The organism is Nocardioides sp. S5-5 (genome assembly GCF_054954065.1).
Genome location: NZ_CP199913.1, coordinates 4,285,809 through 4,309,376, shown reverse-complemented (window position 1 = coordinate 4,309,376; position 23,568 = coordinate 4,285,809). Strand labels below are relative to the sequence as shown.

The following is a 23,568-nucleotide window of genomic DNA, read 5'->3' as shown; positions in this document are numbered from 1 at the left end:
AGGAAGAAACGGCGTTGGCAGGCGGCGCGACATGCGCGAGCGCAGCGAGCGCCGAACTAGTACGTGTAGAACCCGCGGCCGGTCTTGCGGCCGAGCAGCCGCGCCTCGACCATCCGGGCGAGCAGCGGCGGGGCGGCGTAGAGGGGCTCCTTGAACTCCTCGTACAGCGACTCGGCGACCGCCTTGACGGTGTCGAGGCCGATCAGGTCGGCGAGGGCCAGGGGGCCCTGGGGGTGGGCGGCGCCCAGGACCAGGCCCTGGTCGATGTCCTCGGCGGAGGCGAAGCCGGACTCGAACATCCGGATCGCGGAGAGGATGAACGGGATCAGCAGGGCGTTGACGACGAAGCCGGCGCGGTCTTGGCAGTCGATGGCGTTCTTGCCGAGGTCGTCTTGGACGAAGGCGCGGGCGCGCTCGGTGGTCTCCTCGGCGGTCATCAGGGAGGGCACGAGCTCGACGAGCTTGAGGACCGGGACCGGGTTGAAGAAGTGGACGCCCAGGACGTGGCTGGGGCGCTTGGTGGCGACGGCCAGCTTCATGATCGGGATGGAGGAGGTGTTCGAGGCGAGGATGGCGTCGGGGTCGGTGACGATCTCGTCGAGGCGGCGGAACAGGTCGGTCTTGGCCTGCTCGTCCTCGATGATGGCCTCGATGACGATGTCGCGGTCGGCGAGCGCGGTGAGGTCCTCGACGACCTGGATCCGAGCGAGTACGTCGGCGGCGGAGTCGATCTTGCCGCGGCTCTCGGCGCGCTTGAGGGAGCTCTCGAGGCGCTGGCGGGCGGCCTCGACCGCGGCGGTGGAGGACTCGACGACGATCACGTCCTTGCCCGCGCGGGCGTTGACCTCCGCGATGCCGGACCCCATCAGGCCACCGCCGACCACTCCCACACGCTCGATGCTCGTCATCTGGTTCCCCTTGCTCGTTTACTAGGACGTCCTAGCAAACGTAAGGGTGACCGGCGAGTAGGACCAGTTCAGGGCAGTGTGGCGGCCACCGCCGCGACCAGCGAGGCGGAGGTGCGCTCCACCATGGCGAGCACGGTGCCGAAGCCGTCGTCGCCGCCGAAGTAGGGGTCGGGCACCTCGCCGCCCGGCTCGTCGGGGTCGAAGTCGAGGAACAGGCGGACCCGCTCGGGGTCGGCGTCACCGAGTGCGCGCAGGTCGCGCAGGTTGGCCTCGTCCATGGCCAAGATGAGGTCCTGCTCGTCGAGCCAGGAGGCGAGTACCTGCTGCGCGCGGTGTCGGGTGGCGTCGTACCCCTCGGTGGTGAGCAGGGCGGCGGCGCGGCGGTCCATCGGCTCGCCGACGTGCCAGGTGCCGGTGCCGGCGCTGACCACCTCGACCCGGTCGTCGAGGCCGGCCTCGACGACGCGGGCGGCGAGGACGACGTCGGCCATCGGCGAGCGACAGATGTTGCCGAGGCAGACGAGCGCGACGCGGTAGCGCCCCGGGGTGCGGGGCGGGGGAGCGGCGGTCATCAGTCGCCGAACCCGATGATCGCGTCGAGGAACCAGGTGGTGATGCTGATGATGATCGAGCCCCACACGGCCGGCCAGAAGCCGTCGACGTGGAACCCGATGTCGACCACGTCGGCGAGCCACGCGGTGAGCCGCAGCAGCAGCGCGTTGAGCACGATCAGGAACAGGCCCAGCGTGACCAGGATGAACGGGATCGACAGCAAGGTGAGCAGCGGCTTCACCCATGCGGTCACCACGCACGAGATCAGCGCGACCAGGATCAGCGGCAGGATCTTGTCGTCGAACTCGGCGCGGCCCTCGGTCGCGCCCTCGAACCAGATGCCGTCGATCAGCTGCGCTGCCACGGCGAGCGCCGCGGCGGTGATCACCCAACGGGACAGGAAGGCCAGCATGTGGCCAGTGTGTCATTCCAGCCCGAGCGCCTCGATGATCTCCACCTCGGCGTCGCCGATGTGCTTGCGCAAGATGGCGTGTGCGCCGTCGGATCCGTCGATACGGCCCGCCTCCAGCAGCGTGACCAGGCCCTCATGGGAGTCCGCCTCGTCGTGCGCGTTGCGGTCGATCCGCTCGACCTGAGCCAGGGCCAGTCGGAGCTCGTCCATCAGCGTCTCGGCCATCTGCACCAGCCGCGGGCTGCCCGTCAGCTCGACCAGAGAGACATGGAAGGACAGGTGGCGCTCGTTGAGCTCCTCGTACGACGCCCCGCCGCCGCGCACCGCCGCCGTGTAGGCGTCCAGGGTGGTGCGCACCCGCGCCCGTCGTACGGCGTCCGCCGCCGGCCACGCCTGCACGCCCGCCCCCTCCAGCACCCACCGCGCCCGGCACACGTCGCGCACCGACTCCGCGCGCGGCGTCGCCACCATCACCCCGCGGTGCGGCTCCCGGGTCGCCAGACCCTCGGCCACCAGGACCGTCAGCGCCTCGCGCACCGTCGGCCGCGAGACCCCGAGCGACTCGGCGAGGGCGACCTCGCGCAGCGCCGTACCGCTCTCCAGGTCGCCCTCGAAGATCGCCCGCCGCACCTCCGCCGCCACCCGCGAGACCGTCGACTCGGGCTCGATGCTGAGCGGGGTGAACGGGGTGCTCGGTGGCGTGGACGCTCCGGCCATGACCCCATTCTGCAAGAACATCTAGGGTGAGGTCGTGCCCCCCGAGCTCCCGAACGACGGCCCGTCCCTCGAGGTGGGCGGTGGCCGCGGCCTGCGGGCGGCCATCGCCGTGGGCGGCGTCCTGCTGGCGATCGCGGTCGTCGCGGTCGCCGCGTTCCTGATCGTCGGCCGCGACGACGGCGACGCCGACCCGGCCGGCGGCACGACCAGCGACACGACGCCCGGCGCCCCCGCCACGAAGCCGACACTCGACCTGCCGACGATCGACCCCTCGGACTTCCCGAGCGACCTGCCCTCCGAGAGCATGCCGGACCTGCCCAGCGGGGCGCCGAGCGTGCCGGACCTGCCGACCAAGGTTCCGAGCGGGGTCCCCTCGGGCATCCCCTCCGACCTGCCGCCGTTCCCCACCGACCCCGCCGACCTGGAGTCGTGGTTCTCCGACTACCTGCAGCAGGTGAGCCCCCGATGAGCCAGCAGCCCCCGCCGCCACCCTCGTTCCCGCCACCTCCACCACCCCCGCCGCCCCCGACGGGTCCGCCTCCGTTCCCGCCGCCCGGCGTGCCGGGGCCGCCGGCCCCGGCCGGCAAGGGCAGGACGCTGTGGATCGTGCTCGGCGCGGTCGGGCTGGTCCTTCTCATCGGCGTCGTGGTCGGCCTGATCCTCGCGCTCACCGGCGACGACGACGGTGACGACGGCCGCGCCGAGGAGAGCTCGGCCAGCACGCCCGAGGACGTGGTCGAGAGCCTGGTCGACGCGGCCGAGGACGGCGACTGCGCGGCCGCCGAGAGGCTGCTGACCGAGGAGGCGAGGGCCGCCGAGCCCTGCGACTCCGAGGCCTTCCAGCTGCTCGCCACCGAGGACGTCGAGTCCGACGTCCACGACGCCAGCATCGACGGCTCGACGGCGAGCGTCCCCGCCGACTTCACCAGTCGGTACGGCAACTCGACGTACACCTTCGTCCTCGAGAAGGTCGACGGCGAGTGGCTCGTCGCGTCGTACGACATCGCCCGCAGCTCCGGCTCCGACAGCTCCGGCTCCGACAGCCCCAGCGGCGAGCCGAGCGCCACGGCGCCGACGGACTCGGCCAGCCCGTCGGCCCAAGGCTCCAGCAGCGCCGGCGCCGTGCCCGACGAGCCGGCGGCCGTGGTGGCGGCCTTCCTCGACGCCGCCTTCGCCGGCGACTGCGCGACCGCCGAGGACCTGGTCACCTCGACGTACCTCGCCGACGAGGGCAGCTGCGACGCCGCCCAGATCCCGACCGAGCTGGGCGACGCGGTGACCTGGGACGTCGGCGAGGCCACCATCGACCCCGCGGGCGAGGAGGCGAGTGTGCCGGTCAAGCTCACGATCTACGGCTCGACCGAGAAGTCGGTCTTCCATCTCGTGCGCGAGGACGGCCGGTGGAAGCTGAGCGACGCCGGCTGACCCGCCCCACGCGGGCCTGTTCCTGGCTACGCTGACCACCATGAGCCAGCCGCCGTACGGTGCTCCGCCGCCGCCCCCGGGTCCGCCGCCCCCGCCGTACCTCGGCGGACCGCCGCCGGCATACGGCGGTCCCGCACTCCCCCCGCCGCCGGCCACGGCCAAGCGGACCATCGGCTTCACGGTGGGCCTGCTGACCACCGTCGTGCTGGTGCTGTTCGTGGTGGTGGTCGCGATCGTCACCGCGACCAACTGAGCCGGGTGCGCCGCCCGGGCGGCGTGCCGTCGTCGCCGGCGCCGGGGTTGAAGCGGGCGGCCGCGTGGCATGATGCCCGCCGACCTGCCCGCCCGTCCAGGAGAGTGCGATGTCCGACCCGAACCAGCCCACCATTCCCGCCGGTTGGTACCCCGACGGCCAGGGCGGGCAGCGCTGGTGGGACGGCACCGGGTGGACCGAGCACACCCAGCCGCCGGCCGTCGGCCCGGCCGCTGACGCCACCGTCATCGCGCCGCGGCAGCCGCACCAGGCGCCGCCGCAGCCGCAGCAGGCGCCCGTGCAGCCCCCGGCCCAGCCGTACGGCCAGCCGCAACAGTTCGGGCAGCCGCAACAGTTCGGGCAGCCGCAACAGTTCGGCCAGCCGCAACAGCTCGGCCAGCCGCAACAGCTCGGCCAGCCGCAACAGCTCGGCCAGCCGCAACAGTTCGGCCAGCAGTTCGCCCAGCCCGGCTGGGCCCCGCCGGGCGGCGGCAGCGGCGGTGGCAGGAAGCTCGGCCTCCTCGTCGGTGCCGGTGCGGCCGCCGTCGTCCTGCTCCTGGTCCTCGTCGTGGTGCTGGTGAAGGTGGCCGGTGGCGGCGGCCCCGAGGACGTGGCGACCGACTACCTCAAGGCGAGGTTCGACGGCGACTACGCGAAGGCCTGCGAGCTGACGGCCGAGGACCAGCGCGAGTCCCTGCTCGACGACGCGGACGCCGATGACTGCGGCGAGTTCGCCGACAAGCAGGAGAAGGACGACGAGGACGCGAGCAAGAAGTACGACGAGGAGTACGGCATCTCGCTCGACGACATCCGCGGCGACTACGACGTCGAGTACGAGGTCAAGGACGTGGACGAGGACGACGACAAGGCGACGGTCGAGGTGCGCCAGAGGGCAGAGTTCTCCGGCGACGAGAAGTTCGTCGACGAGGTGCTCGGCGGTGACCGGACGGACGCGCGGACCCTGACGGTGAAGCTGGTCAAGGAGGACGGCGACTGGAAGGTCGAGGATCCGGACTCCGACTGAGTCGACCGGCCGCATGCGCACCTTCACCGCGACCGTCACGGTCCTGCTCGCGACTCTGCTCGCGCCGTTCGCGATCGCCGGCACCTGGCTGAGCGCCCGGGTCGACGACCGGGACGGGTACGTCGACACGGTCGCCGTCCTCGCCGACGACCCGACCGTGCGCCAGGTCCTGGCCGATGCCGCCGCGGACGGTGCGGTCGACGCGCTGCAGGAGCACATCCCCTTCGGCCTGCCCGCCGCCCTGCGGGAGTGGTCCGGGCAGGCCGCGACGGCGGTGGTGGAGAGCCCGGCGTTCCCGGCGTTCTGGCGCCAGGCGAACGGCGACCTCCACGACCAGGTGCGCGCCGTCCTCGAGGACCCGGACGCGCCGGCCGACGGGTCGATCACCGTCGACGCCGGCCCACTGGTCGCGCTGGTGCTGGGCCGGCTCGAGGACCGCGGCATCCCGGTCGGACTGCTGCCCGACGTCGCGTTGCGGGTCCCGGTGGAGCGGGAGTCGCGGGTCGCGGAGGCGGGTCCGGCGTACCGCGCCGCCGACGGCGTCGCCCAACTGCTGCCCTGGGTGTGGCTGGGGCTGGTCGCGATCGCGCTGCTCGTGGCGCGCGGCTGGCGGGGCCGGGGCCGGGTCCGGGTCCTCGGGCTCGCCCTGCTGGGCGTGGCTCTCGCCGCGGTGGTCCTCCTGGTCGCGGCCGACCCGCTGGCCACGGCCGCGCTCGACCGGAGCGAGGTGGGGCGGCGGGAGCTGGCCGGTGTCCTCCAGGACACGGTGATCGGCTCGCTGGAGCCCTACGCGCGCGCCTTCCTGCTGGCGGCGCCGCCCGGCCTGGTCCTGCTGGTCCTCAGCCTGTGGTCGCGTCGCCGTCGCGAATCGGCCTTCTCGGCGCCCGACTGGCACTAGGCTCACGCGCGTGAGCGACCAGTTCCCCCCACCTGGGCAGCCGGGCGAGCAGCCCCCGACCCAGATGGCGCCGCCTGCGGGCGGCGCTCCCGTGCCGCCGTACGGCGCGCCGGGCCAGCCGCCGCAGCAGGGATACCCCGCCCCGCCCCCGGCGCCTGGCTATCCCCAGCAGCCTGGCTACCCACAGCCCGGCTACCCGCAGCAGCCCGGCCATCCGGGCGGCGGGTACCCCGGCGGACCCGGCTTCCCAGCCCCGCCGGGCGATGGTGGCGGCAAGAAGGGCCTGATCATCGGCATCGTGGCCGGTGTGGTGGTCCTGGTCCTCGGTGTCGTGGCGGTGCTCGCGTTCACCGTGTTCAACGGCGACGACGACAAGCCGGCAGCCAAGGACGACCCGTCCACGACGTCCGAGCCCACCGACGCGACGTCCGAGCCGAGCGACGAGCCCACCGACGAGCCCACCGACGAGACCGACGGCGCCGAGGTGCCGACCAGCGACCCGACGGTCACCGCGCGCGCGTTCCTCGACTCGCTGCTCGAGGGCGACTGCCTGGCGGTCGAGGGGCTGACGACGCCGGAGTACTTCGCCTCCGAGTTCACCGACCAGACCGGCTGCAAGGCGGTCGCCGGCAACCTGGAGATGTCGAACGCCGAGTACACCTTCCAGGAGCCGGAGACGACCCTCGACGCCTACGTCGTGAACGTCTACGGCGACGTCTACGCCCCCAACACGGGCAAGACCCTGGACTCGACGTGGGCGCTCGACGGCCGCACGGGCGACTGGCTGGTCAGCGGCTACACCTACGTCGAGAAGTGATGCGCCGGTGCGACGGCGCGGCTCCCGTGTCGTCGTACCGCCCTGGGGGGACAGGGCGCCGGGAGAACCTCCCGCGCGTCGCCCCTGGCGCCGCCGGCGTCGGGAACACGAGCCGATCATGGGGACGAGTTATCGTGGCGAGTGATGGTGTGCTTCGGATCACACGTCACGCCACCCCTGTGACGGACCCGGACCACGGACCGACCCGACCCGTGCCGCGGCGATCCCGCAGGCGGCGGATGCAAGGAGTGGCGAATGACCGACCCCGTCTTCGGACCGGCCCCCGAACGCGTACCTGACCCCGAGCTCGTCCAGCTGCTCACGCCTGAGGGCGAGCGTGTGCAGCACCCCGGCTTCGACGCCGACTTCAGCGCCGAGGAGTTGCGCGGCTTCTACCGCGACATGACCCTGGTCCGGCGCCTCGACGTCGAGGCGACCGCGCTGCAGCGCCACGGCGAGCTCGGCCTGTGGGCCCAGCTGCTGGGCCAGGAGGCTGCCCAGATCGGCGCGGGCCGCGCGCTCGCGCCGCAGGACTTTGTCTTCCCGACCTACCGCGAGCACGGCGTCGCGTGGGTCCGCGGCGTCGACCCGGTCCGGCTGCTGAGCCTGTTCCGGGGGGTCGACCACGGCAGCTGGGACCCGGCCGAGCACAACTTCGCGCTCTACACGATCGTGATCGGCGCGCAGACCCTGCACGCCACCGGCTACGCCATGGGCGTGCAGCGCGACGGCCTGGTCGGCACCGGCGACCCCGAGCGCGACACCGCGGTGGTCGCCCACTTCGGCGACGGCGCCTCGTCGCAGGGCGACGTCAACGAGGCGTTCGTCTTCGCGGCCTCCTTCAACGCTCCGGTCGTGTTCTTCTGCCAGAACAACCAGTGGGCGATCTCGGAGCCCTTCGAGCGGCAGTCGCGGATCCCGCTCTACCGCCGCTCCCACGGCTTCGGCTTCCCCGGCATCCGGGTCGACGGCAACGACGTGCTGGCGACGTACGCCGTCACCAAGGCGGCCCTGCAGCGGGCGCGGGAGGGCCAGGGCCCGATCCTGATCGAGGCCTACACGTACCGGATGGGCGCTCACACCACCACCGACGACCCGACCCGCTACCGGCTCAGCGACGACGTCGAGCACTGGAAGCTGAAGGACCCGATCGCCCGGCTCGAGGTCTACCTGCGCCGCAACGGGATGGCCGACGACGCCTTCCTGGCCGAGGTCTCGGCCGAGGCCGACGCGCTGGGGGAGCGGATGCGCCGCGAGTGCCACGCGCTGCCCGATCCCTCGCCCCACGACCTGTGGGACCTGGTCCACGCCGAGAAGACGGCCGAGCTGGCCGCCCAGCAGGCGGAGTACGACGCGCACGCCGCCTCGTTCGAGGAGGTGTCGCGATGACCACGATGACCCTGGCCAAGGCGCTCAACGCCGGGCTGCGCAAGGCGATGGAGGATGACGACAAGGTCGTGATCATGGGAGAGGACGTCGGCACCCTCGGCGGCGTCTTCCGGATCACCGACGGTCTGCAGAAGGACTTCGGCGACGCCCGGGTGATCGACACCCCGCTGGCCGAGTCCGGCATCGTCGGCACCGCCGTCGGCCTCGCCATGCGCGGCTACCGGCCGGTGGTCGAGATCCAGTTCGACGGCTTCGTCTACCCCGCCTACGACCAGATCGTGTGCCAGGTCGCCAAGCTCCACTACCGCAGCCGGGGCCGGGTGAAGGTCCCGATGGTCATCCGGATCCCGTTCGGCGGCGGCATCGGCGCGGTGGAGCACCACAGCGAGTCGCCCGAGGCGCAGTTCGTCCACACACCCGGTCTCAAGGTGGTCTCCTGCTCCAACCCGGCCGACGCCTACGCGATGATCCAGCAGGCCATCCATGCCGACGACCCGGTCGTCTTCCTCGAGCCCAAGCGGCTCTACCACTCCGCGAAGGCAGACGTCGACGAGTCGGCGCCGGCCGCGCCGCTGTGGCAGTCGCGCGTGGTCCGCGCGGGCGCGGACGCCACGCTCGTCGGCTACGGTCCCACGGTCTCCACGTGCCTGGACGCCGCGACCGTCGCCGCCGAGGAGGGCCGCTCGCTGGAGGTCATCGACCTGCGCACCCTCTCGCCGCTTGACCTGGTGCCGGTCCACGAGTCGGTGCGCCGTACCGGACGCCTGGTCGTGGTCCACGAGGCCCACGTGACGCTCGGCGTCGGCGCCGAGATCGCCGCGCGGGTCACCGAGGAGTGCTTCCACTCGCTCGAGGCCCCGGTGCTGCGCGTCGGCGGCTTCGACACCCCCTACCCGCCCGCCCGGATCGAGGAGGCCTTCCTGCCTGACCTCGACCGGGTCCTCGACGCCGTCGACCGGACCTTCGGGTTCTGAGGAGTGCCATGACTGCCCACGAGTTCAAGCTCCCCGACGTCGGTGAGGGGCTCACCGAGGCCGACGTCGTGGCCTGGCGGGTCAAGGAGGGCGACGTCGTCGCCGTCAATGACATCGTCGTCGAGATCGAGACCGCCAAGTCGATCGTCGAGCTGCCCTCGCCCTACGCCGGCCACGTGCTGGCGCTGCTGGTCGCCGAGGGCGCGACGGTCGAGGTCGGTACGCCGATCATCCGGATCGGCGAGCCGGGGGCGGCTCCCGCGCCCGCTCCCGTGCCCACGGTGCCCGCGGCCGGTCCCGAGGTCATCGACACCAACGTGCCGCCGACCGGCAACGCCACCCTCGTCGGCTACGGACCCAAGCAGCGCGCGCTCAAGCGGCGCGCCCGCAAGGCCACGCCCGACGAGGTGCCCGCGGTCGTCGTACCCGGTCCGGTCGACGAGCCGGTCCGGCCGCCGCGCGCCCTCGCCAAGCCGCTGGTCCGGCGGCTGGCCCGCGACCTCGGTGTCGACCTCAAGGCGCTGGTGCCGACCGGACCGAAGGGCACCGTCAGCAAGGAGGACGTGCTCGCGGCGGCCGGCGGCGCCCGTCCCGCCGCCGCACCGGTGGCCGTCGACCCCGCCGGTCGCGAGACCCGTGAGCCGATCAAGGGCGTACGCAAGAACATGGCCGCCGCCATGGTCGCCTCCGCCTCCACCGCGCCGCACGTCACCGAGTGGGTGACCATCGACGCCACGGCGAGCGTCGAGCTGGTCGCGCGGCTGAGGGAGCGCCGGGAGCTCGCGGACGTCAAGATCAGTCCGCTGCTGGTCGTCGCGCGGGCCTGCCTGCTCGCGATGCGTCGTACCCCGCTGATCAACTCGACCTGGGACGAGGCCGCCCAGGAGGTCGTGGTCAAGCACTACGTCAACCTCGGCATCGCCGCCGCCACCCCGCGCGGCCTGGTCGTCCCCAACGTCAAGGACGCCCACGCGCTGTCGCTGGTCGAGCTGGCCCAGGCGCTGGAGGCGCTGACCGCCACGGCCCGCGAGGGCCGCACCCAGCCCGCCGACATGGCCGGCGGCTCGTTCACGATCACCAACGTCGGCGTGTTCGGCGTCGACGGAGGTACGCCGATCATCAACCCCGGCGAGTCCGCGATCCTGTGCCTCGGCGCGATCAAGCCGCAGCCCTGGGTCGTCGGCGACCAGGTGGTCCCACGCCAGGTGATGACCCTGTCCCTGTCCTTCGACCATCGGCACATCGACGGCGCCACCGGCTCGCAGTTCCTCGCGGACGTCGCCGACCTGGTCAGCGATCCCGCCACGGCGCTGCTGTTCTGAGCCGGGCCTCGTCGGAGCGTCAGGCGCAGGACTCCTCACCCTGGGTGAGCAGCTCCCCGGCGAGGGTGGCCGTGATCCGATAGCAGACGCCGCTCGACCGGTTGCCCGCGGAGACCACCACCTCGGCCCGGCCGTCGGTGCGCAGGATGGTCACGCCGAAGACGTCGACGGGGCCGGTGGCTGAGCGCTCGGCGGTGTGCATGTGGTGGAACATCGCGTCGACGTCGACGTCGGCGAGGTCGATCTGGCCGGGCTCGAGCGGCGCGTTCGGCGTCCGTGGGCCGTCATCGAGGAAGATGCCGTCCTGCAGGAACCAGCGGTGGATCTTGCCTTGCACCCGGGAGGGTAGATAGATCACGACCTGGTCGTCGGTGAAGCCGAATGCCAGCGCGCGAGGCGGTCCGCCGAACTTCTCCTCGTAGAGGGTGGCGAAGCTGCGCACGCCGTCCGGCGTGAAGGAGTAGGCGGGCTCGGCGGCCGGTCGGCCCTCGTCGACCGCCGCCTCCGGCTCCGGCTCCACCGCGGGCGGCTCGGCGGCCGGTACCGGGTCGGCCTGGCTGGTGGTGGCAGGCTCGGGCTCGTCGTCCTGGAGGGCTGCGTACGCCGCGCCGCCCAGGACGACCAGCGCGGCCGCGGCCCCGGCGGCGACGAGGCGCGACCTCGTCGGGCGGCCGCCCGCGGCCTGCCCACCGCGGAGGTCGTCGGTGAGGCTGGCGAGGTCGTCCCTGGTCTCCGCGCGCAGGGCGAACTCGCTTCGCCTGTCCCACTCGGAGCGGGAGAGGCGACCCTCGCCGTACGCCGACTCCAGGAGGCTCAGGGCAGCCGTCCGGTCGGCCTCGCTCGCCCACCTGCCGCGCCTGGTCATGCCTCGACGCTACCGGGCCGATGACCGGCTGTTCCGAGGGGTGCCCGGGCCCTGGGGACAACCGTTCGCCAGTGCCGGACCCTGCGGGTAGAACGACGGCATGCTCCTGCCCGACCCTCCCGACACCCTCGGTCCGTACCGGATCGTGCGCCGCCTCGGCCGCGGCGGCATGGGCGCGGTCTACGACGCCGTCGACACCGCGCTCGGCCGCCACGTGGCGCTGAAGGTGCTCCTCCCCGAGCTCGCCGACGACCCCGAATTCCGCGCGCGGTTCGTGCGGGAAGCCCGGGTTCAGGCGTCCCTGGACTCGGCCCACGTCGTGCCGGTCTACGCCCACGGCGAGGTCGACGGCCGGCTCTACCTCGTCAGCCGGCTGATGCCCGACGGCGACCTCGGGGCGGCGCTGCGCCGTCACGGTCCGCTCCCGGAGCGCGAGGCGGTCGACCTCGTCGCGCAGGTCGCCGACGGCCTGGCCGAGGCCCATCGCGCGGGCCTGGCGCATCGCGACGTCAAGGCGTCCAACGTGCTGCTGCGCCGGCAAGGCGGCCACACGCTCGCCTACCTCGCGGACTTCGGGATCGCCGTCCCGGCGCGCGGGGACGCGGCCGGCGACGACGTCCGGGCCCTGCTCGGGCTGCTGCGGGAGATCCTCGCCGACCCGCCCGGCCCCGCGCTCGCCCGGCTGTTGCGCGAGCCGCCCACGACCGCCGCCACTCTTCGCGATGCCCTCCGTGGCGTCCTGCGGGCGACCGCGCGGCCCCACCGCCGGCTCGTCGGTGTCGTCTGCGCGCTGGTCGTGGCGATGGTGGCGATCGTCGCCCTCGCCCTGGTCGTCGCCGGCCCGCGGCGCGACGCGGCCACCGTCGACCTCGCCCACGCCCTCGAGGGAGGCGCCGGTCTTGACCCGGCGACCGCCCGCTGCGCCGCTCGGTCCCTCGCCGCCACTCACGGGGTCGGCGACGGCGGGCTGCGGGACCTCCCCGTCGACGACGTCCTCGCCGCGGTCGCCGGCTGCCTGTGGCGTCCCTCAGCGGAGCATGCGCACCCGGGGACACCGGAACACGTTCCAGTCCCGGGGAAGGGGTCGCTCTCAGTCGCGCGGCGGGGTGTCGGGATCGAGCAGCCACTCGTCGAAGAAGGACGACAGCTCCTCGCCGGTCGTGTCCTCGATCCAGGCGACGTACCCGCGCCGGTCGGCGCTGCCGTTGGCCTGCCGGGCCGGCCACTCCCGGAGCACCTCGAAGAACCTCTTGTCGCCGATCCGCTCGCGCAGCTCCTGCCACATCAGCGCCGGGCCGTAGTAGATGTTGCCGTCGCCGAACCGGGTGGGGTCGAAGGCGCCGGGCGGTCCGGACTCCGCGCGCAGATCGGACTCGAACGCCGCCCACTGGTCGATCTTGCGCACCATCGTGATGCGCTCCTGCTCGGCCTCCCACATGCCCTGCAGGTACATCGCCATGCCCTCGTTCATCCACACGTCCGACCAGTCCGCGGGCGTGACCGTGTCGCCGTACCAGTGGTGCGCGGCCTCGTGGACGAGCACCGCCTCCGAGAGGCTGTACGCCGAGTCGCCCAGGGTCACCATGGTCTGGGTCTCCATGCCGCTGTCGTTGTCGACCACGAGCACGCCGAAGCTGTCGAACGGGTACGGACCCAGGAGGCTCTCCAGCCAGTCGATCGCGTCCGGCGTGCGCGCGGTGTCGCCCGGCAGCGGGTCGCCGTCGGCGTCGGTCCAGACCTGGATCGGCACGCCGCCGGCCGACTCCAGGTCGGTGTGCTGGAAGTCGCCGAAGGCGACCGTGACGAGGTACGACGCCGCCGGCTCGGCGAGGTGCCAGGTGTGGACGCTCCGCTTGCCGTCGGTGGTCGAGGAGGTGAGCACCCCGTTGGCGACGCCCGACATCGGTGCGGGAGCGGTCAGGGTGAAGTCGTAGAGCGCCTTGTCGGAGGGTTGGTCGTTGACGGCGTACCAGGTGAAGGCGCCGTACGGCTCCTGCAGGGTCCAGGTCTCGTGCTCGGCGGTGGTGGTCCAGCCGACGCCCTGGGCGAAGTCGGCGCGTTGGCTGGGGGCGGGCGCGGAGGCAGGCGTGCCGGCGTACTCCAGCACCAGCTCGTACTGGCGCTCGGCGGAGATGGGATGCGCGACGGTGAGGTCGTTGCCCTCGACGCTCACCTCGACGGGAGTGCCGTCGACCGTGGCGCGGGAGATGGCGAGCTGCTCGTTGAAGTCGAGCGGGATCCGCGCCGCGTCGCCGGTCGCGCGGAAGGTGAGCGTCTCGCGCGCGGTGAGCCGGTCGGCGTCGGGTGCCCAGGTCAGGTCGAGGTCGTAGTGGAGCGCGTCGACCAGCGGGTTCCCGTGGTCGGGGTACACCGAGTCGGCGCGGGGGTCGCTGCGTGCGATCGCGAGGTCGCCGGGGCTCGCGGTGTTGCTGGGTGAGCTGGTCGGCGTGGCCGACGTGGTCGGGCCGGGGCCGGCGGGGCGCCCAGAGGTCTCGCCGGCGCAGGCGGCGAGCCCCAGGCAGCAGGCGGCCGCGACGGCGAGCAGCCCCGGTGTGCGCGTCATGGCGCCATCATGCCGGGCAACAAATCTGACAGTGGTTCATGTTCGGCCGTCACCGATGTGCCGGACCGTCGTTGGAGAGTGATCGGGGTCACTGCCGTGTGCCCCGGGCCGGGGAGGTGGAGTGGTGGACGAAGCACAGGTGGCGCGCCCGCAGGGGTGGTACCGCGTCGGGCTCGCCGCGCTGGTCGCGCTGTCCGTGGTGGGTGTCGCGCTCGCCGCACCAGCGACCGGCTCGGGAGACGGCTCCGTGTCCCTCGCCGCGGCCGCGGAGCAGCAGAAGTCCGACCTCGGCGTCCCTCACGACGATGCCCTGCTCCCGGCCCACGACCACAACGACCCGCGCACCAAGAACGAGGTCGCCCGTGGCCTCGCGGTCGGCGACGACGTCGTCGACCCGACCACGGCGCGCGAGCGCAAGGCCTCGGCGGCGTACGTCGACACCGAGCGGGCGCTGCCCGACCCGAAGCTGGTCCCGACCGCCGCCTACCCGGCCCGCGCCGCGGTCCCCGTCGACCGCTACGCCATGGCCGGCGGCTGCTACGCGCTCAGCGCCGGCGGCACCTCCTTCGGGCCCTACTACTTCAAGGCCACCCGGCTCGGCGGCTACCTGCTGCACACCCCGACCGGCGAGCTGACCCGCAACGGCAACGGCTCGATCGCGCTCGCCGCGAAGCCCAGCCCGCAGGCCGACTGGACCGTCACCGGCGGCAACGGCGCCTTCACGCTGCAGATCGACGGTGCCGGCGCCCTGGTGGCACAGGGCGGCACGCTGACCAGCGGTGGGACCGGCACGACCTTCCAGGTCGCGCTCGCGAGCGGATGCCCGGCATACCCCGAGGCCGAGGTCGACGTGAGCGGCGAGCCGTTCGGGGGCGCGAAGCCGTACCAGGAGGTGCGTGGCTTCGTCGACGCCCACACCCACGGCATGGCCTTCGAGTTCCTCGGCGGCCAGGTGCATTGCGGCCGCCCCTGGCACGCGTACGGCGCGCCGTACGCCCTCGACGACTGCGTCGACCACAAGATCACCGGCGGCAAGGGCGCGCTGCTCGAGTCAGTACTGTCCGGCAAGGCGTCCCACGACCCGGTGGGCTGGCCGACCTTCAAGGACTGGCCGGCGCCCGAGTCGCTGACCCACGAGGGCACCTACTACCGCTGGCTCGAGCGGGCCTGGCGCGGCGGCGAGCGGCTGTTCGTCAACCTGCTGGTCGAGAACAACAAGCTGTGCGAGCTGTACCCGCTGAAGAAGAACTCCTGCGACGACATGACCTCGATCCGGCTGCAGGCCAAGGACATGTACACGATGCAGGACTACATCGATGCCCAGTTCGGGGGCCCGGGCAAGGGCTTCTACCGGATCGTGAGGGACCCGTTCGAGGCGCGGCGGGTGATCAACGCCGGCAAGATGGCCGTCGTCATGGGCATCGAGACCTCGATCCCCTTCGGCTGCACGTACAAGACCGTGCTCGGCCGCGACTTCCCGGCCTGCACGCCGGAGGAGATCGACGCGAACCTCGACGAGATGCAGGCGCTCGGCGTACGCCAGATGGAGTTGGTCAACAAGTTCGACAACGCGCTCGCCGGGGTCGCGGGCGACGCCGGCGCGATCGGGCCGCTGGTCAACGCCGCGAACTTCCTCGAGACCGGCACCTTCTGGGCGATGGAGCACTGCGAGCCGGCGGACGGAGAGTCGGCCGACAACGCGCAGATCACCCTCCCCGACATCTCCGCCGGCCAGCAGGACGCCCTCTTCGGCGCGCTCGGCGAGGTGCTCGGCCTGCTGCCGGCGCTGCCGCTGTATCCGCAGCCCGCGCACTGCAACAAGCGCGGCCTCACCGAGCTCGGCGTCCACACCATCGAGGGCCTCGCGAAGCGGAAGATGGTCTTCGACCCCGATCATCTCTCGGTCAAGGCGCGCGCGGCGTCGATGGACGTCATCGAGGACCTGCGCTACGCCGGCGTCATCTCCAGCCACTCGTGGTCGACGCCCGACACCTACCCGCGGATCTACCGCGCGGGCGGCTTCATCACGCCCTACGCCGGTGACTCGACGGGCTTCGTCGCGAAGTGGCGCCGCCACCTCGGCTGGGCCGACCCGCGCTACTACTTCGGCTTCGGCTTCGGTGCCGACATCAACGGGCTCGGCGCGCAGGGCAACCCGCGCGGGGCCGACGTACCCAACCCGGTGCGCTACCCGTTCACCGGTCTCGGTGGGGTGAGGATCGACAAGCAGCGCGCCGGCCAGCGGGTGTGGGACATCAACATCGACGGCGTGGCGCAGTACGGCCTCTACCCCGACTGGATCGAGGACCTGCGCCAGATCGCGGAGGCGCAGAACCGCGGCGACGGCGCCAAGATCGTCGACGACATGGCCCGCGGCGCCGAGGCGTACCTGCAGATGTGGGAGCGCGCGTACGGCGTACGACCCGACTCGTGCCGCAACCCGAGCCTGCGGATGTCGCTGGCCAAGGCCAAGAGGCTCGGCAAGCGGATGGTCCGCAAGCACTTCACGACCGACCGGGTGATCGCGAAGGTCGGCCAGCCCTACCTGCGCCTCGACAAGAGGTTCACCTTCTGCGCCAAGGCGAAGAAGGTGAAGAAGGTGAAGAAGAACGGCAAGAAGACCAAGAAGGTGGTCAAGGTCACCGTCGTGGTGAGGCTCAAGGCCAATGGGACGGTGAAGAAGGTCAAGTACCGCAGGTGAGGCGCTGGTCACGGCGCGGTGAAGTTACCTGCCGGTAGTATCCGCGATGCCCGTGGCGTCAGCCTACGCGGGTAAGGCGTGCCTATGGCGGCGGGGTCTCTCGCCCGGCACTAGGCTCGTCGCGCGCACTCCTGTGCGCGCCCCTTGACTCCCTGCCGGATGAGGAGCTGTTGGACACCATGCAGATCGTTGCGATCGTCGTCTCCCTGGCCGTATCGGTCGTCGCCGTCGCGCTGACCGCTCGCGCCGTCGTGGCGATGCTCGGTGTGATCAAGCGCGGCCAGCCGGCGCCCGGTCGCACCGGCAACCCGGTCGGCCGCACGCTGACGATGGTCAAGGAGACCTTCCTCCACACCCGCATGCTGCAGTGGACCTGGGTCGGCATCCTGCACTGGTTCGCCTTCGCCGCGTTCCTGTTCCTCTCGACCGCCGTCGCCGCCGCGTTCATCCAGCTCTTCGACGCGGAGTGGGCGATCCCGATCATCGGCAAGTGGGTCGTCTACGAGTGGGTGGCCGAGCTCCTCGGCCTCCTCGGCACGCTCGCGATCATCCCGCTGATCGTCTACCGCCTGACCCACAGGCCCTCGCAGCTCGGCCGCAAGAGCCGCTTCTTCGGCTCCACGATGTGGCAGGCGTACTTCGTCGAGGCGATGGTCCTCCTCGAGAGCTGCGCGATCCTGTTCATCCGCGGCGCGGAGTACAACCTCGGCCAGGCCCACGGGAGCGAGCACGCGACCGGCGCGCACTTCCCGATCTCGCAGGCTTTCGGCAACCTCTACCCGACCGGTCACGACTCCATCGGCTCGCTCGAGAACATCATCTACTTCATCGCGATGGTGAAGATCGTCTCCGCGATGGTCTGGCTGATCGTGATCTCCACGAACCTGACCATGGGTGTCGCCTGGCACCGCTTCACCGCCTGGTTCAACATCTGGTTCAAGCGCGAGGACAGCGGTCGTGCGGCGCTCGGCGCGGTCAAGCCGCTGACCTCCGGTGGCAAGGCGATCACCCTCGACGACGTCGACGACCTCGACGAGGACGCCATCCTCGGCGTCGGCTCCATCTGGGACTTCTCCTGGAAGGACATCCTCGACTTCACGACCTGCACCGAGTGTGGTCGCTGCCAGTCGCAGTGCCCCGCCTGGAACACCGAGAAGCCGCTCTCGCCCAAGCTGATGATGATGGCGATGCGCGAGCACGCGTACGCCGCCGCCGCGGGCGTCGAGGGCGCCGCCGAGAAGGCGCTGGTCGGCTCCGCCGGCGAGGGGGAGTGGTTCTACAACCCCGAGGGCGGCGACTTCGTCATCGACGAGGACGCGCTGTGGGGCTGCACCAACTGCGGCGCCTGCGTCCAGCAGTGCCCCGTCGACATCGAGCACGTCGACCACTTCATCGACATGCGCCGCTACCAGGTGCTCGTCGAGTCGAACTTCCCCTCCGAGCTCAACGGCCTGTTCAAGGGGCTCGAGAACAAGGGCAACCCGTGGAACATGTCGCCCACGGCGCGCCTCGACTGGGCCAAGGACCTGCCCTTCGAGGTCAAGGTCGTCGGCGACCAGATCGAGGACCTCGAGTCCGTCGACTGGCTGTTCTGGGTCGGCTGCGCCGGTGCCTACGAGGACCGCGCCAAGAAGACCACCCGCGCCGTGGCCGAGCTCCTCGACCTCGCGGGCGTCTCGTTCGGCGTACTCGGCAACGGCGAGACCTGTACCGGTGACTCCGCGCGCCGGGCCGGCAACGAGTTCGTGTTCCAGGGCCTGGCCCAGCAGAACATCGAGACGCTCAACGATGCCAAGGCGAAGAAGGTCGTCTCGACCTGCCCGCACTGCATGAACACCCTCAAGAACGAGTACCGCCAGCTCGGTCTCGAGCTCGAGGTCATCCACCACACCCAGCTGCTCAACCGCCTCGTGCGCGAGGGCAGGCTGACGCCGGTGGCGGCCGGGGCCGGGGCGCATGACCGCAAGATCACCTACCACGACCCGTGCTTCCTGGGTCGCCACAACCAGGTCTACACCCCGCCGCGCGACCTGCTGCAGATCCTGCCGGGCGCGGAGTTCGCGGAGATGGAGCGCTCGGCCGAGCGGTCCTTCTGCTGCGGCGCCGGCGGCGCCCGGATGTGGATGGAGGAGACCATCGGTGAGCGGATCAACCTGAACCGCACCGCTGAGGCGGTCGGCACCGGCGCCGACCAGGTCGCCGTCGGCTGCCCGTTCTGCCGCGTGATGCTCTCCGACGGCCTGACCAAGATGCAGGCCGACGGCGAGGCCCGCGAGGAGGTCGAGGTCCTCGACGTGGCGCAGATGCTGCTCGCGTCGGTCAAGGGCGAGCAGGCCACCAAGCTGCTCCCCGGCGAGGGTGCGCCGCTCCAGCCGGTCGCCAAGGCCGCGCCTGCTGTGACCCCGGTCGAGACCAGGGCGGAGCCGGAGGCCGGCGACGTCACCATCACCGAGAACACCGTCGTCGCCACCGAGGACGTCGGCCCCGCCGCCAAGGCGTCCGGTGGGTCGTCGATGTTCGACGATCCGGGCTCCATGTTCGACACCCCTGCGCCCGCGGCGCCTGCCGCTCCCGAGGCGAAGGCTGCGCCCGCCGAGGGCGGCTCGCTCTTCGATGACCCGGGCTCGCTGTTCGACACCCCTGCTCCGGCGGCGTCTGCCGCGCCGGCTCCGGCGACTCCGGCTGAGGAGAAGCCGGCCGCACCCGCGGGCGGTGGCTCACTGTTCGACGAGGGCGGTTCGCTCTTCGACACGCCGGCCGCTGCCGCACCGGCTCCCGCCGCCGAGGCTCCGAAGGCGGAGGCTCCGAAGGCGGACCTCGGCTCCGGCGGCTCGCTGTTCGACATCGCCACCCCCGAGCCGGCCGCTCCCGTGGCGTCGCCTGCCGCCGCGACGGCCGAGGCTCCTCCGGCCGAGGGGCCCGCTCCCACGACCCCGGCGCCGTCGGTCGACCTGAACGCCGGCGGCTCGCTGTTCGACATCGCCACCCCCGAGCCCGCCGCCCCGGCCGCACCGGCTGCCACCCCGGCCCCGCCGCCGGAGCCGGTTGCGGAGGCCGCTCCGGTTGAGGCCGAGGCCCGGGTGGAGGAGGCCGCCGTCGTCGAGGAGGCGCCCGCGCCCACCCCGGCGTCCGCCGCCTCGACAGCCAGCGCACCCGCGACGGACGTCGACATCAACGCCATGGGCTCGCTGTTCGACATCGCCGCGCCTGCCGCGACCACTGTCGAGCGTCCGGCCGCAGCGCCGGTGCCCGAGTCGGAGGCCGCCGTCGCGCCCGAGCCGGAGGCCGCCCCCGAGGCGGAGGCGCCCGCCACCCCGGCGTACTCCGGCGCAGCCCACCAGCCGCGCACGGACGCCGACATCAACGCGGCGGAGTCCCTCTTCGACCTCTGAGCGAGTCCCAGGAGCCCCATCCGTCACCGCGGATGCAGCAGCGCAGCACCCCTCCTTTCGAGGGGTGTGACCGTGCTCACCTGAGGGTCACCATGGACCCATGACGGAGCTGTCGTACGCCGCTGGCGAGACCACCACCCCCCTCCTCGACGAGACCATCGGCGCCAACCTCGAGCGCACGGTCGCCCGGTGGCCCGATCGGGAGGCTCTGGTGGAGGTGGCGAGCGGGCGCCGGTGGACCTGGCGCGAGTTCGACGACGCGGTCGACGAGGCGGCACGCGGGCTGATCGGGCTCGGGATCGCGAAGGGCGACCGGGTCGGGATGTGGGCACCGAACTGCGCGGAGTGGACGATCATCCAGTTCGCCGCGGCCAAGGTGGGCGCGATCCTGGTCAACGTCAACCCGTCGTACCGCACCCACGAGTTCGCGTACGCCGTCAACCAGTCCGGCCTGCGCCTGCTGCTGGCCGCGACCGGCTTCAAGACCAGCGACTACCGCGGCATGGTCGAGGAGGTCACCGCCCAGGGCGAGGTGCCCGGCCTCGAGCAGACGCTGTACGTCGACAGCGACGACTGGCAGCGCCTGGTGGCCGCCGGCGCGGACCTGTCCGCCGACGCGCTGGCCGAGCGCCAGGCGGAGCTGAGCCCCGACGACCCGATCAACATCCAGTACACGAGCGGCACGACCGGCTTCCCGAAGGGCGCGACGCTCAGCCACCGCAACATCCTCAACAACGGCTACTTCGTGACCGAGCTGATCGGGTTCGGCGAGCAGGACCGGCTGTGCATCCCGGTGCCCTTCTACCACTGCTTCGGGATGGTGATGGCCAACCTTGGCTGCGTCAGCCACGGTGCCACCATGGTCATCCCGGCCCCGGGGTTCGATCCGGTGGTCACGCTGAAGACGGTCCAGGACGAGCGCTGCACCGCGCTGTACGGCGTCCCGACGATGTTCATCGCGATGCAGAACGCGCCCGACTTCGCCGGCTTCGACCTCGCCACCCTGCGCACCGGCATCATGGCCGGCTCGATCTGCCCGGTCGAGGTGATGAAGCGCTGCATCAACGACATGCACATGGCGGAGGTGTCGATCGCCTACGGGATGACCGAGACCAGCCCGGTCAGCTGCCAGACCCGGGCCGACGACGACCTCGACCGTCGTACGTCGACCATCGGCCGGGCCGCGCCCCACGTCGAGATCCGGATCGTCGACCCGGTGACGGGGGAGACCGTGCCGCGCGGGGAGCCGGGGGAGTTCTGCACCCGCGGGTACTCCGTGATGCTCGGCTACTGGCCGCTGGGTCAGGAGGAGGGCGACGCCAAGACCGCCGAGGCGATCGACGCCGACGGCTGGATGCACACCGGCGACCTGGCGGTCATGCGCGAGGACGGGTACGCCAACATCGTCGGCCGGATCAAGGACATGGTGATCCGCGGGGGTGAGAACATCTACCCGCGCGAGATCGAGGAGTTCCTCTACACCCACCCCGACGTCGAGGACGTCCAGGTGGTCGGCGTCCCCGACGAGAAGTACGGCGAGGAGCTGTGCGCCTGGGTCCGCCTGCGCGCCGGCGCCGAGCCGCTCGACGCCGACGGGGTGCGCGCGTTCGCGACCGGCAGGCTCGCCCACTACAAGATCCCGCGCTATGTCCTGCTCGTCGACGAGTTCCCGATGACCGTCACCGGCAAGATCCGCAAGATCGAGATGCGAGAGAGGTCCACGGAGATCCTCGGTCTGGCCTGACGCCGACCCGGCGCAAGCCGACTCCCGATCCGCGCCGACCCGGCGCAAAGCGAACCGCGAGATGCGTTCGCTTTGCGCCGGGTCAGCGGATTTCAGGAGCCGCTTTGCGCCGGGTCGCGGGTGACGCCATAGTTCCTTGACATTGACGTCATAGTGACGTCACAATGACGTCTGTGGACATCACCCCGTACGTCGATAGCCTGCGCCGCGACCTTCTCGCCGCTGCCGACAGCGCGGGGGCGGAGGTGCGGGAGGCGGCCGAGCGGCTGGGCTACGCGCTGGATCCCGCGGTCCGGCTCGCGGTGATGGAGGCGATCAGCCAGGCAGCCGCGGAGATCACCGCGGCGATGTCGAGCGGCGGGGTCGACGTCCGACTCGACGGCCGCGATCTCGACTTCGTCGTGACGCCGGGCGAGCCGGACGGCCCCACGCAGCCGCAGCAGATGACCGGGCCGGTCCCGGCCGAGATGCCTGCCGAGGACGAGGGGCAGGCGCGGGTCAGCCTGCGGCTGCCCGAGTCGCTCAAGACCCGCGCCGACGAGGCCGCGGCCCAGGCCGGCCAGTCGCTCAACACCTGGCTGGTGACCCTGATCCGCGGCGCCACCGGCGGGCGTGCGCTCCACGTCGACGCCGACCTGTCCAGCGCACCTTTCGGCAGCAATCGCCGGCTCACCGGCTGGCTGTGACCGCACCGATCCCAGGAGAGACCATGTCCACCCACGAACCCCTCCGCCAGGTCCTCGAGACCCCCGGCCCGGTCCGCCTCCACGTCGAGAACGGCCGTGGCCGGATCGTCGTCCAGGTGGCCGAGCAGGCCACGACCGACATCACCGTCACCGGCGCTCGCGCGGCCGAGGTGCGGGTGACCCAGGACGGCCGCCGGATCGGCGTCCACGCCCCGAAGCCTCGCAATGGCATCTTCGGGCGTGCCGACGAGCTCGACATCGAGGTCGTCGTCCCGTCCGACAGTGACCTGATCGCCCGCAGCGGCAATGCGAGCGTCACGGCCGGCGGCCGGCTGATGACCGCCCGGGTCAAGAGCGGCTCGGGCGACGTCGTCCTCGACCAGGCCACGACCGTCGTCGTCGACACCGGCTCCGGTGACGTCAGCGTCGCCGAGGTGGACGGCGACGTTCGGGTCCGTACCGGCTCCGGCGCGGTCGACCTCGGCCGGGTCGCCCACGTCGCGTCGGTCTCGACCGGCTCCGGCGACGTCTGTCTCGGCCAAGCGCTTGGCACGGCCGTCGTGAAGACCGGCTCCGGCGACCTCGAGGTGGGCGAGTGTGCGGCCGACCTGACCAGCAAGACCGGGTCCGGCGACGTCGTCGTCCGTACGGCGCGCCGCGGTCGGATCCTCGTCAAGGGCGCCTCGACCCGGGTCCACGTCGGAATCCCCGCAGGTACGCCGGTCTGGACCGATCTCACCACCGTCACCGGCCGGGTCAGCTCGACCCTGTCGCCGGTCGGCCGGCCGGAGCCGGGCGCCGACCACGTCGAGCTGCGCGCCACCACGGTCTCCGGCGACATCTCGCTGGTCCCTGCCTGACCGTGCCGCCGCGGGTGGGCGGCATCCGAGCGTGACCGACGCCACAGGTGGCTCGTTACCCGTGAG

Annotated in this window: 20 protein-coding genes and 1 pseudogene; 15 read left to right on the top strand and 6 right to left on the bottom strand. The window is 72.1% G+C overall.

Annotated elements, in window-relative coordinates; all coding sequences use genetic code 11:
- Positions 1–56: 56 nt before the first annotated feature.
- From ACUP6Y_RS20920 to ACUP6Y_RS20905, 4 genes are all read right to left on the bottom strand, one after another.
- Positions 57–899 carry a 3-hydroxybutyryl-CoA dehydrogenase gene (locus ACUP6Y_RS20920; RefSeq protein ID WP_462556787.1) on the bottom strand — a complete coding sequence of 281 codons (843 nt, stop codon included), beginning with the start codon at positions 897–899 and terminating at the stop codon, positions 57–59.
- A gap of 77 nt (positions 900–976) precedes the next feature.
- On the bottom strand, positions 977–1,480 hold the full coding sequence (locus ACUP6Y_RS20915; protein WP_462552842.1) for a low molecular weight protein-tyrosine-phosphatase: 504 nt from the start codon (positions 1,478–1,480) through the stop codon (positions 977–979).
- Positions 1,480–1,872, bottom strand: a complete 393-nt coding sequence (locus ACUP6Y_RS20910) for a phage holin family protein (protein ID WP_462552841.1) — start codon at positions 1,870–1,872, stop codon at positions 1,480–1,482. The genes ACUP6Y_RS20915 and ACUP6Y_RS20910 overlap by 1 nt, the downstream gene beginning before the upstream one ends.
- A 12-nt stretch (positions 1,873–1,884) precedes the next feature.
- The gene (locus ACUP6Y_RS20905) at positions 1,885–2,589 is read right to left on the bottom strand and encodes a GntR family transcriptional regulator (protein WP_462552840.1); all 705 of its coding nucleotides are present in this window, start codon (positions 2,587–2,589) and stop codon (positions 1,885–1,887) included.
- Positions 2,590–2,623: 34 nt separating this feature from the next.
- Between ACUP6Y_RS20905 and ACUP6Y_RS20900 the strand changes: the two genes are divergently transcribed.
- The 9 genes from ACUP6Y_RS20900 (at position 2,624) to ACUP6Y_RS20860 (ending at position 10,691) form a co-directional block, all read left to right on the top strand.
- Complete coding sequence (locus ACUP6Y_RS20900) at positions 2,624–3,058, top strand: hypothetical protein (RefSeq protein WP_462552839.1); 435 nt, start codon at positions 2,624–2,626, stop codon at positions 3,056–3,058.
- A gap of 89 nt (positions 3,059–3,147) precedes the next feature.
- Positions 3,148–4,014, top strand: a complete 867-nt coding sequence (locus ACUP6Y_RS20895; protein WP_462552838.1) for a nuclear transport factor 2 family protein — start codon at positions 3,148–3,150, stop codon at positions 4,012–4,014.
- A 40-nt stretch (positions 4,015–4,054) separates the two neighbouring features.
- A complete protein-coding gene (locus tag ACUP6Y_RS20890; protein ID WP_462552837.1) occupies positions 4,055–4,267 on the top strand; it encodes a hypothetical protein in 213 nt (70 codons plus the stop codon).
- A 109-nt stretch (positions 4,268–4,376) separates the two neighbouring features.
- Entirely contained in the window at positions 4,377–5,291 is a 915-nt protein-coding gene (locus tag ACUP6Y_RS20885; RefSeq protein ID WP_462552836.1) for a DUF2510 domain-containing protein, read from the top strand.
- Between the two features lie 13 nt (positions 5,292–5,304).
- On the top strand, positions 5,305–6,189 hold the full coding sequence (locus ACUP6Y_RS20880; protein WP_462552835.1) for a hypothetical protein: 885 nt from the start codon (positions 5,305–5,307) through the stop codon (positions 6,187–6,189).
- Between the two features lie 10 nt (positions 6,190–6,199).
- A complete protein-coding gene (locus ACUP6Y_RS20875) occupies positions 6,200–7,006 on the top strand; it encodes a hypothetical protein (protein ID WP_462552834.1) in 807 nt (268 codons plus the stop codon).
- Between the two features lie 255 nt (positions 7,007–7,261).
- Positions 7,262–8,395 carry a pyruvate dehydrogenase (acetyl-transferring) E1 component subunit alpha gene (gene pdhA, locus ACUP6Y_RS20870; RefSeq protein ID WP_462552833.1) on the top strand — a complete coding sequence of 378 codons (1,134 nt, stop codon included), beginning with the start codon at positions 7,262–7,264 and terminating at the stop codon, positions 8,393–8,395.
- Positions 8,392–9,369, top strand: coding sequence for an alpha-ketoacid dehydrogenase subunit beta (locus tag ACUP6Y_RS20865; RefSeq protein WP_462552832.1), 978 nt, complete (start codon positions 8,392–8,394; stop codon positions 9,367–9,369). Before pdhA ends, ACUP6Y_RS20865 begins: the two co-directional genes overlap by 4 nt.
- Positions 9,370–9,377: 8 nt before the next feature.
- Positions 9,378–10,691, top strand: a complete 1,314-nt coding sequence (locus ACUP6Y_RS20860; protein ID WP_462552831.1) for a dihydrolipoamide acetyltransferase family protein — start codon at positions 9,378–9,380, stop codon at positions 10,689–10,691.
- Between the two features lie 19 nt (positions 10,692–10,710).
- Here ACUP6Y_RS20860 and ACUP6Y_RS20855 read toward each other — a convergent pair whose 3' ends face one another.
- The gene (locus ACUP6Y_RS20855) at positions 10,711–11,556 is read right to left on the bottom strand and encodes a DUF1707 SHOCT-like domain-containing protein (RefSeq protein WP_462552830.1); all 846 of its coding nucleotides are present in this window, start codon (positions 11,554–11,556) and stop codon (positions 10,711–10,713) included.
- A gap of 100 nt (positions 11,557–11,656) precedes the next feature.
- Here ACUP6Y_RS20855 and ACUP6Y_RS20850 point away from each other — a divergent pair.
- Positions 11,657–12,133 (top strand): annotated as a pseudogene (locus tag ACUP6Y_RS20850) (serine/threonine-protein kinase); the annotation flags it as partial.
- A gap of 513 nt (positions 12,134–12,646) precedes the next feature.
- Here the strand turns inward: ACUP6Y_RS20850 and ACUP6Y_RS20845 are convergent.
- Positions 12,647–14,119: a M1 family metallopeptidase gene (locus ACUP6Y_RS20845; protein WP_462552829.1), complete on the bottom strand. Its 1,473-nt coding sequence runs from the start codon at positions 14,117–14,119 to the stop codon at positions 12,647–12,649.
- A 124-nt stretch (positions 14,120–14,243) separates the two neighbouring features.
- Here ACUP6Y_RS20845 and ACUP6Y_RS20840 point away from each other — a divergent pair, with 124 nt between their 5' ends.
- From ACUP6Y_RS20840 to ACUP6Y_RS20820, 5 genes are all read left to right on the top strand, one after another.
- Complete coding sequence (locus ACUP6Y_RS20840; protein ID WP_462552828.1) at positions 14,244–16,820, top strand: hypothetical protein; 2,577 nt, start codon at positions 14,244–14,246, stop codon at positions 16,818–16,820.
- 179 nt (positions 16,821–16,999) lie between these two features.
- Positions 17,000–20,212 (top strand): (Fe-S)-binding protein, encoded by a 3,213-nt coding sequence (locus ACUP6Y_RS20835; RefSeq protein WP_462552827.1) that lies wholly within the window; start codon positions 17,000–17,002, stop codon positions 20,210–20,212.
- Between the two features lie 100 nt (positions 20,213–20,312).
- Positions 20,313–21,956 (top strand): AMP-binding protein, encoded by a 1,644-nt coding sequence (locus ACUP6Y_RS20830; protein WP_462552825.1) that lies wholly within the window; start codon positions 20,313–20,315, stop codon positions 21,954–21,956.
- Between the two features lie 173 nt (positions 21,957–22,129).
- A complete protein-coding gene (locus tag ACUP6Y_RS20825) occupies positions 22,130–22,642 on the top strand; it encodes a toxin-antitoxin system HicB family antitoxin (protein ID WP_462552824.1) in 513 nt (170 codons plus the stop codon).
- A gap of 23 nt (positions 22,643–22,665) precedes the next feature.
- Entirely contained in the window at positions 22,666–23,502 is an 837-nt protein-coding gene (locus ACUP6Y_RS20820) for a DUF4097 family beta strand repeat-containing protein (RefSeq protein ID WP_462552822.1), read from the top strand.
- Positions 23,503–23,568: the final 66 nt, after the last annotated feature.